Source organism: Gemmatimonadales bacterium (assembly GCA_035502185.1).
Lineage (GTDB): Bacteria > Gemmatimonadota > Gemmatimonadetes > Gemmatimonadales > JACORV01 > Fen-1245.
The window spans coordinates 42,812-50,327 of the sequence record DATJUT010000104.1 but is presented as its reverse complement, the minus strand read 5'-3'; the positions used below and the strand labels follow the sequence as shown (position 1 = coordinate 50,327).

Below are 7,516 nucleotides of genomic sequence, written 5' to 3'. Positions count from 1 at the left end.
AGGTGAGCGGCAGCTGCTCACCTCTCACGCCTTTGCCTCTCACTTCTCACTTCAACTTCTCACCCCTTACCTCTCACCGCTCACCTCAGCACCCGGATATTCCTCTCCTCGCAGATCCTGTTCAGCGCCTCCGGCCACACCGTCACGCTCACCTCGCCGAGGTGCGCCTTCCGGAGCAGATACATCACCGTGCGCGACTGGCCGATGCCGCCACCCACGCTGAGCGGGATCTCGTCCTTCATGATGGCCTGATGGTAGGGCAGCTTCAGGAAATCCAGCTGCCCGCTGATCTCGAGCTGCTGCTTCAGCGTCTCCTTGGTGACCCGGATGCCCATCGAGCTCAGCTCGTGCCGCCGCTTGGTGACCGGGTTCCACACCAGGATGTCCCCGTTCAGGCCGTGCATCGGCTTGCCGCCGTCCGACGTGGTCGGCGTCACCCAATCGTCGTAGTCCGCCGCCCGCATCTCGTGCGGGTAGCCGTCCTTGAGCACCCAGCCGATGCCGACGATGAAGACCGCCGGGTACTTCTGGAGGATCTGCGTTTCGCGCTGCTTGCGCGGCAGGTCCGGGTACATGTCCAGGATCTCTTCGGCGTGCAGGAACTTCAGCTCCTGCGGCAGCGGCGGATAGCGCGGGTCCTTCAGCTTCGGGAACAGGTCCAGCACGTGCTTCTCGGCGCCCGTGATCACCTTCCAGATCCGCCGCACCGTGTCCTTGAGGAAGGCCAGGTTCCGGTCGGCGGCGGTGATGGTCTTCTCCCAGTCCCACTGGTCCACGTAGGACGAGTGGTCGTGGTCCAGGAAGTAGTCCTTGCGCACCGCGCGCATGTCGGTCACGAGGCCCTCTCCCGCCTTCATCCCGAACTGCTTGAGGGCCATCCGCTTCCACTTCGTCGCCGCCTGCACGACCTGCGCGTTGATCCGCTGCTCCAGGCCCAGGCCGCAGGGAAACTCGATCGGCGTGCGCGACCCGTCGCGGTCGAGGTAGTCGTTGACGCCGCTCTCGCGGCTCACGATCAGCGGGACCTCGACGCGGATCAGGCTCAGCTCCCGGCACAACCCGTCCTCGATGTACCGCTTCGCCGCCGTGATCGCGACCTGCGTCTCCTTCGGATCGAGCAGCGACCGGTAATCCTTCGGGAGGATCTTCGCGACCTCTTCGTACGTGCTGATGCCGGGGCCTGCGAGATCGGCCTTCTTATCTGCCATCGGTCTACTCCCCTTTCGTCGGTGCCACTCGGCGTTCGTTCGACTGGCGCGCTGCAACGGCGGGATAGCTCCGCAAGCTCCGTTCCTCGCCGCCTTCGCGAGGCGCGGCCTAGGAAATCCGACCGGTGCGCGCCGCGTGAATGAAGTCCGTGTAGGCCGGCTGGTGGCCGGCCGCCCGCACGTCCGCCGCGATCTGCCCGCGGTGGTACGCCGAGTGGACGACGACGTGCGTCAGCACGTCGTCCACCGTGCTCGTGAAGGCTTCCCCTCGCGAGTTGGTGTACGCCACGCGCTCGCCCAGCCGCTCGGGCACCACCTGCTCGAGGTACTTCCGCCACTGGCGGTCGAGGTCGCCCAGCCAGGTCTCGACCTGGCCCGGCGCGAGGTCCGGCCACACCGGAAGGGGCGCCTGCGCACCCGTCAGCCGCGCGTGCCAGAGGGCTTCGGCGCCCACGATGTGGCCGATCAGCTTGAGGCTGCGGGCGGGCGGGGAAGGGATGGCGCGAACCGAGCCGAGCGCTTCGCGGTTCGCCCACTGGTCGTAGTGGAACAGTCGCTTCAGGTCTGGCATGGTGACGAATCCGTGCTAGCGGAGGAACTGCGCCAGGTGCTCCAGCATCCGGGGCCAGCGCGCCGACGCCGTGCGGCCAACCACCCCGTACTCCGCCACGGCGCAGTGGGTTCCCCTCGGGGTGGGACGCAGGATGATCACCAGCTCCCCGGTCGCGGCGCTTGGCGTCGAGACCTTCCAGCGGCCGTAGCGGTTCTCGGCGGCGTCCACCAGCTCCGTGCCGTCGAACGCTCCCCCGCTCCAGCGGCGGAGCACGCCGGCGTCGGTGAGCGCGCGGAAGACGGAGTCCGCGCCGGACGGAAGCTCGGCCGACGCGAAATACCGCTCTCGGGCCGCGAGCGCCGGCGACGATGCGCGCGGGTCCTTGCCGTCCTCCACCAGCAGCCCCAGCGCCGCCAGCGCCTGCAGCCACCCGGCGAAGTGCCCGGCGACCGCGTCCTGTGCGGCGGGGCCCGGTTCCCAGCCCTCGTGACGCAGGTCCACCCGCGTGCCCCCCGGCACGGGCGCCAGCGTGACCTCGACGGCGGTCGGCCCGCACCCGCCCACGGGCGGCCAGGGCGCCCTCAGGCGGGATGGGCTCTGCTCCTCGCGCCCGTCCGGCCACCCGGCGACGGGCAGGGCATCGAGCACGACGTCGGTCCGGCCGACCAACGCACGCCAGACCTCGCCGGCCGGCGCGGTGATGAAGGACTGGATGTGGATCGCCTCCACTACTGCCGCGTCTCCTCCACCACGATCCCGCGCTTCGCCAGCTCCTCGAGGTAGGGCCCCGCCGGCACGCATTCGTCGGGCGTATGCACGCCCTTGGCCGAGATGCGGCCGTCGAGCTGCAGCAGGCCGGTGATCGCGAGGGAGTATCCGGTCGTGCGCATCATCGCGGTCACGTGGCTCCGGTCGTCGTAGCGGTCCACCAGCTGCCAGCGGGTCGCAGCCGGCTTGCCGGCCTTCGTCCCACGCACATCCACCACGAGAGCGACCAGGTCCCGGCCCTGCGGCTTGGTCAGCGTCGGCGAGACGATGGCGATGAACGCGTCCCGGGGCCGGACCTGCACACCGTTCACCTCCACCGGCTCGGTCCCCAGGAGCCCCAGCTCGCGGATCGGCTTCATGATCGCGACGTGGCCCGGGTAGCGGAGGGTCTTGTACTCCATCGTGCGGATCCTGCCCTCCCAGCTGAAGGGCAGCGTCGAGATGCCGCCGCCGGTGTGGAACGCCTCCAGCTTGCCGATCGGGTCGGGGAAGACGACGTGCTCGATCTCCGACAGCGGCTCCACCTGGACGCGCTGGCCGCCCCGCAGGACCCAGCTGGGCGACGTGTAGTAGTCGAACGCGCCCTCCAGCGAGTACACCACCATGTAGTTGAGCGGCGGCTCCGGCTTCTGGGGCAGCCCCCCGACGAAGATCTTGACGCTCTCCGTCTCGTCCAGCCGGTGGATCCCCTCGGCCGCGAGGATGTTGACCATCCCGGGCGCGAGGCCGCAGTCGGGCACCACGGAGACGCCGCGCCCGGCGGCCTCGGCGTGGAGACCCTTCTGCTTGAATACGATCTCGGTATTGCCGCCGAGATCGGCAAAGGACACGCCGGCCTTCACGGCCAGGCGGGCGAGGTCGTGGTTGAAGTAGTACGGGGCCGCCGAGAGCACGCAGTCGGCGCGGCCCACGGCCGTCGCCACCGCCCTCTCGTCCCTGAGGTCGAGGTGCTCCAGCTCGAGCGCGCCGCCCTTCCACGGATCCAAGAAGGCCGGCACGCGGTCGAGCGCGCGGTCGGCCAGCACGACGTGCCTGGTCGCCGGCTGCTGCAGCAGGTCGAAGGCGCAGGCGGAACCCTGCTTTCCCGCGCCGATCACGAGGAACTTCACGACCCTCTCCGGACCGCGGCAACGAGGAGCCATTGGCCGTCGGGGTCCACCGCCACGGCGGTAGGAGGAGCGGGGAGCGCGACGGTCACGGTCTGGCGCCACCCCGACACCGCCACCGTGCGGCGCGCCACGACCCGCGCTCCGTCGCGCAACTCCAGTGCCACGGACGGCAGCCTGAACGATCCCCACGCCGCAGGCTGGACCTGGTCGAGGTCCACGACCACCCGCCGTCCAGCCGCGTCCCAGCGCCACGCCACGTCCAGCCGCGGGTAACCCGGCTGCCGCAGCCACTGGCGGAAGAACCAGCCCAGCTCCCGGCCGGCGGCGGCCTCCATCGCGCGCTGGAGATCCGCGCTGGTGACCGACGAGTCGCGCCAGGTGCGGTAGTAGCCTCGGATTCCGCGCCAGAACGCGCTGTCGCCGATGGTGCCGCGCAGCATGTGCAGCACCCAGGCGCCCTTGTTGTAGCTGTTCGCGTCGAGCAGCTGCACGAGGTCGGTGACCGCGGTGTCGATGACGGGGCGATCCACCACGCCGGACGCCAGATAGCCGCGCGCCAGGCCGGCCATGCCGCGGGCCAGGACCGAATCGCCGTCCAGCGCGGCGCCGACCACCAGGGCGAAGTAGTTCGCGAACCCCTCCGACAGCCACAGCTCGTGGAAGTCGCGCTCCGTCACCGCGTCGCCGAACCACTGGTGCGCGGTCTCGTGCCGTACCACGCCCTCGCCCATGCGGCGCGATCCGTACGGCCGCTCCGCGTAGAAGATGGCGGTGGAGTTCTCCATCCCGCCGTAGCGGGTGGAGGACTCGACGTGCGCCAGCTTCTCGTACGGGAACGGGCCGACCAGGCGCTGCATCGTCTCCACGATCTCGGTGGCGCGGCGGAACGGCACCGAGTCGGCGAAGGCCGAGTCCTCGGGCTCCGCCCAGACCTCCATCGGGATCGTGTCGCCCCCGTCGATCACGGGCCGGTGGCGGCTGACCGTCAGGGGCGCGGCCCCGAGCACCATCGTGTAGGTGGGGATCGGATGACGCTCCTCGTACTCCCATCGCGTTCGGCCGTCGGGCAGCCGGTCGCTGCGCACGGCGCGCCCGTTCGCCACGGCCCGCCACCCGGCGGGCACGTCCACCTGCCACGAAACCGCGGCCTTGTCGGCCGGGTCGTCCACGGTCGGAAGCCAGTAGCGGGCGCGCTCCGGCCAGTCGTCGGCGAAGACGGCCTCCCGGCCGCGGCCGTCCGGCCGGAGATAGAGGCCGTCCCGCGGAGCGCCCCGGTAGAACACGGCGACGCTCTCGGGCTGGCCGGCCGGCCCCGGCGGCAGCGGGATGCGCAGCGACGAGCCGTCGTAGGCGAAGGGGATGCGGGCGGAGCCCTGCGGCCCGGCGACCGGGGTGGCACCCACCGAGTCCACGACGAGTCCGACCAGGTCGAGCGCCAGTGTGTCCGACGCCGCTCCGGTGCGCCGGAACACGATCGTGGCCTGGGCGCGGATCGTATCGCCGGCGGCCGGCAGCGCGATCCGGAACCGGTAGGCGTCTACGTGGATGGCCGGCCGCGGCGCGGCTTCCTGTGCTCCCGCCTCCGTCGCCGGCGCACCGCCGGCGACGGCGAGCGCGGCCGCCAGCGCGCCGGTGGGCAGGAACCGGCTCAGCGTCGCGCCCTAGCGCCCGACATAGTGCACGCGGAAAACGCGGCCGCCGTAGTCGTCGCTCACCAGCAGGCTCCCGTCCCTGAGAACCAGGAAGCCCACCGGCCGCGCCCACTCGCTGTCGGCGCCTCCCGGCAGGAAACCGGTGATGAAGTCCGTGACGGCCACCGGACGGCCGTCGTGCTGCCGCACGTACACCACCTTGTAGCCCGTCGGCACGGAGCGGTTCCACGACCCGTGAAACGCCACGAAGGCGCCGCCCCGGTACTCGGGCGGAAACTGCGATCCCGTCGAGAAGGCGATGCCCAGCGGCGCCGAGTGGGCCTGGAAGGTGATCCCGGGCGCCGCGAGATGGTCGCAGTCCGCGTTCGGGTACTCGGGGTTCGGGTGGCCGGGCAGGTAGCACCGCGGCCAGCCGTAGTCGCCGCCCTGCTGCAGGACGTTGATCCGGTCCGGCGGCAGGTCGTCGCCCAGCAGGTCGCGGTCGTTGTTGGTGCCCCACAGCTCGCCGGTCGCGGGATCGAAGGCGAGACCGACCGAGTTGCGCAGGCCGCGGGCGAAGATGTCGGCGCCGCTCCCGTCGGCGTTGTACCGCAGCACCGCGGCGCGCCGCGGATCCCGTTCGTCGCAGATGTTGCACGAGGAGCCGACGGAAATGTACAGCTTGCCGTCGGACGGGCCGAACACGATGGTGCGCGTGAAGTGCCCGGACCCGTGGGGGAGATCCGGCACCACCACCTGCGCCGCCGGAGACCCGGGCGCAAAGCGGACCACCCGGTTGGTCTCGGCCACGTACAGCGTGTCGCCGCGGAACGCCAGCCCGTGCGGAGCGTCCAGCCCCTGCGCGACGGTGATCACGGTATCGGCACGGCCGTCCCCGTTCGCGTCCGGCAGCTTCACCACCTTCCCTTCGCGTGTCAGCGACAGGTACGGCACGCCGTCCGGGCCCAGAGCCATGAACCGCGCGCCACCCAACCGCTCGGCATACACGTCCACGGCGAAGCCCCGCGCCACCTGCAGCGGGTGGCCCGCGACGACGACCGCCGCTAGCTCGCCCGCCGGCTCCTGGGAGAGGCAGGCCGCGGGCGTGCCGGCCACGAACAACGACGCTCCCACCAGCGCGACGACGCTAGTTCGCATACACTCCCTCCACCGCCGTGGCCGGCGCCGGCACCCGGTCGTCGCGGCTGCGCAGAGCCTCCTGCTCCGCTTGCGCCACCTCGGCCTCGACCCGCGCCTCCGCATCGGCGAGCATCGAGGCTGCGACACCGAGGCCCTTCAGGTGTTCCTCGAACAGACCGATCGGGTCCTTCCGTCCCCACTCGGCGAACACGTCCGCCGGGAACAGCGCGCGGGCCTCCCGCTCGTCGTGGGTGGCGTGGCCGCCCATCCGGAACGTGTTGCCTACCAGCATCACGGGGCCGCCGCCGGCGCGGCACCGCTCCGCCGCCAGCCGGGTCGCAGCGTAGGCGTCGAGCACGTTGTTGCCGTCGAACACCCCGCCGGCCATCCCGTAGGCGTCCGGCAGCTCGGCGAAATCCTCGGGGAGGTGGTGCTGCCCGAGTCGCGTGCCCAGCGCGACCTGGTTGTTGTGGATGATGAAGATCGCCGGCACCCTCTGGACCGCGGCGAAGTTGAGACCCTCGTGCGCGGTCCCGGTCTTGGTCGAGCCGTCGCCGATCCAGGTCAGGGCGAGGAAGCTCTCGCCGCGGATCCGGCTCACGAGCGCCAGGCCGGTCACCACCGGCACGACGTCGCCCACGTGGGAGATCGGCTGGAGCACCCGGTGCGCGAACGAGCCCGCGTGCAGGTCGCGGCCGCCCGAGGGCGCGTCGGCCGTGCCGAGGTAGCTGCGGAAGCCGTCGGCGATCGGCATGCCCATTTCGGCGCACGCGCCGGCGTTGCGGATCATCGGCACCACGATGTCACGGGAGCGGTCCAGCGCGTGCACCGGGCCGACGGTCATCGCCTCCTCGCCCGTGCCCAGCCACGCCTTGGAGATGACGCCGGTCCGGACCCAGCGCTTGAGCGCGATGTCCTGGAGGCGGGTGCGCACCAGGCCGGCGTACAGCTCGAGCAGGGTGGCCTCGTCCAGCGCGTCCACGACGGCGCGTCGCGCCGGGTCCCGCCGGAGCGTCTCGGCATAGGCGGCGACGAGTGCGGGATCGGCGGCCCAGTCGACGTACTCGGGCGGGTCGAAGGCGGGGAAGCGCTTCACGAGATGCGCCG

Annotated in this window: 7 protein-coding genes; all 7 read right to left on the bottom strand. The window is 71.4% G+C overall.

Going from position 1 to position 7,516, the window contains the following annotated elements:
• Window positions 1-80: 80 nt before the first annotated feature.
• The 7 genes from asnA to VMF70_14315 all read right to left on the bottom strand — a co-directional run bounded on the left by asnA (window position 81) and on the right by VMF70_14315 (window position 7,505).
• Window positions 81-1,208, bottom strand: coding sequence for an aspartate--ammonia ligase (gene asnA / locus VMF70_14345; GenBank protein ID HTT69200.1), 1,128 nt, complete (start codon window positions 1,206-1,208; stop codon window positions 81-83).
• Window positions 1,209-1,317: 109 nt separating this feature from the next.
• Window positions 1,318-1,779, bottom strand: coding sequence for a DinB family protein (locus tag VMF70_14340; GenBank protein HTT69199.1), 462 nt, complete (start codon window positions 1,777-1,779; stop codon window positions 1,318-1,320).
• A 15-nt stretch (window positions 1,780-1,794) separates the two neighbouring features.
• Window positions 1,795-2,490 (bottom strand): SRPBCC domain-containing protein, encoded by a 696-nt coding sequence (locus VMF70_14335; GenBank protein ID HTT69198.1) that lies wholly within the window; start codon window positions 2,488-2,490, stop codon window positions 1,795-1,797.
• The gene (locus VMF70_14330) at window positions 2,490-3,638 is read right to left on the bottom strand and encodes a saccharopine dehydrogenase C-terminal domain-containing protein (protein HTT69197.1); all 1,149 of its coding nucleotides are present in this window, start codon (window positions 3,636-3,638) and stop codon (window positions 2,490-2,492) included. The genes VMF70_14335 and VMF70_14330 overlap by 1 nt, the downstream gene beginning before the upstream one ends.
• On the bottom strand, window positions 3,635-5,158 hold the full coding sequence (locus VMF70_14325; GenBank protein ID HTT69196.1) for a M1 family aminopeptidase: 1,524 nt from the start codon (window positions 5,156-5,158) through the stop codon (window positions 3,635-3,637). Before VMF70_14325 ends, VMF70_14330 begins: the two co-directional genes overlap by 4 nt.
• A 141-nt stretch (window positions 5,159-5,299) precedes the next feature.
• Entirely contained in the window at window positions 5,300-6,427 is a 1,128-nt protein-coding gene (locus VMF70_14320) for a PQQ-dependent sugar dehydrogenase (protein ID HTT69195.1), read from the bottom strand.
• Window positions 6,417-7,505, bottom strand: coding sequence for a thiamine pyrophosphate-dependent enzyme (locus tag VMF70_14315; GenBank protein HTT69194.1), 1,089 nt, complete (start codon window positions 7,503-7,505; stop codon window positions 6,417-6,419). Before VMF70_14315 ends, VMF70_14320 begins: the two co-directional genes overlap by 11 nt.
• Window positions 7,506-7,516: the final 11 nt, after the last annotated feature.